Genomic DNA, 1,613 nt, shown 5'->3' with positions numbered 1-1,613 from the left:
ACGACCGCTGTTCCATCGCAATCCGCCCCGTGCGCCGAGGGGAGATGGAATCATAAAATCAGCAAGCGCGGTAGGTTCTTGCGGGTGTCCAGCTGGCTGATTGAATTCTGCGCGCACGCCGGGTTCATGGTTCTCTCCGCGGTCGGTCTCGATGGATCGCCGCATGTTGGCGTCAGATGGTCGGATCGACCGAAGTGGTCCTCGCGGTTGCCGATGGCACCGCATTTTCAGGGACGGCCTGATCCGCGCCACACGTCCCGGCGGGGACGCATCCGTTGAAGTCAGTCGAGCGGCATGGCGATGCTCATGCCACCGCTTGGCTCCAACGGAATGGGGTGCTGGTTTTCCACATGGCGTGCAGGATCACCGCCATCTTCCGGGCCACGGCGATCCGAGCCTTCTTGAACCCGGATATTCTCGCCAGCTTCAGGCCCCAGGCTTTCAGCGTCGAGAATCGCAGGTTGCGCGTCAGAAGCGTCGTGGCCGCTTCGTAGAGATGCTTCCTTGTCAACAGGCTACCCTGCTTGGAGATGCGCCCGTTCCGGCTTGTCTCGCCGGACTCGTAGCGTCGAGGTGTCAAGCCGAGATAGGCGCCGGCACTCGATGACCGCCGGAAGCGCGACGCGTCGTCGAAGGACGAGGCGACGGACAAGGCCGTGATGATTCCCACACCCGGCACGGTCATGAACAGACGCGCGGTCGGATTTGCCTTTGCCACCGCCATCAGACGGCGATCCAGAACCTTGATCTGATCAAGGATCGAAGTCCTCGCCTTCATCAGTGTCTCGGCAATGAGACGCATCTCAGGTGATGCGTCGAGTTCGCCGGCGATGATCTCGTCGGCTCGTCCGGTGAACCCTCCGACGCGCTTGCCGAACAGAACGCCGAAGGTGCGCAAGAGACCGCGGATCTCGTTCTCGATCTTGACCCGGATCCGCACCAGCATCTCGCGGGCGACCAGAAGGGAGCGGACCTGGTAGCTGGATCTGCTTTTGATGCGCACTTCCTTGAACCAGCCGGTCCGCATGATCTGCGCCAGGCCGGCAGCGTCGTTGCGGTCCGTCTTTACGGGACGCATCTTCAGAGCTGCGTTGGCATGCCGGGCGTCGATGCACAGGATTGGAAGACGGCGCGCAGCGAGCTCGTTCCAAAGCCACACGGACAACGGCCCCGTCTCGAGCCCAACCCGAACAAGGTTCGGCGCTTTCCGATTCAGATAAGCGGCGATCGCGTCTGGGCAGGTTGCGACCTTCTTCTCGGCGAGAATCCTACCGACCTCGTCGACGATGCAGATCGCTGTTGTCTCCTGGGAAACGTCCAAGGCTGCATAGCAAGGCATCATGGTTCTCCGTCCCTTGTCGGCCGAGCCGATCATTGCTGGATGGCCAGCTTGGGGAACCGCTTCGCTCTCGGCGAGAGGCGCCACCTGCGATTACGCTAAGTGGTCCTCCGTGGAGTAGGCTTTTGAGCCTTGGAGGAAGCCGCTATGGCGCAGAAGAAGCACAAGCCTGAAGAGATTGTGCATGGCGGTGAGAAAACCATCCAGAGAAGCGCCGGCGGTTATGCGGGCGCGGGCGGCGTAAAAGTCGTCCACTGGATAGGCTGATCCCTTT

General features: G+C 61.5%; 1 protein-coding gene. It reads right to left on the bottom strand.

From position 1 onward, the window contains the following. Window positions 1-304 precede the first annotated feature (304 nt). Window positions 305-1,342, bottom strand: a complete 1,038-nt coding sequence (locus BW981_RS22190) for an IS110 family RNA-guided transposase (protein ID WP_244560422.1) — start codon at window positions 1,340-1,342, stop codon at window positions 305-307. Window positions 1,343-1,613: the final 271 nt, after the last annotated feature.

Source organism: Allobosea sp. TND4EK4 (genome assembly GCF_900156025.1).
Lineage (GTDB): Bacteria > Pseudomonadota > Alphaproteobacteria > Rhizobiales > Beijerinckiaceae > Allobosea.
Note: the sequence above shows the minus strand (reverse complement) of the source record. Positions and strands in the feature narration are given on the sequence as shown.

Coding starts and splice junctions, on each gene's coding strand:
- BW981_RS22190 (WP_244560422.1), bottom strand. CDS start 1,342: ATGATGCCTTGCTATGCAGCCTTGGACGTTTCCCAGGAGACAACAGCG.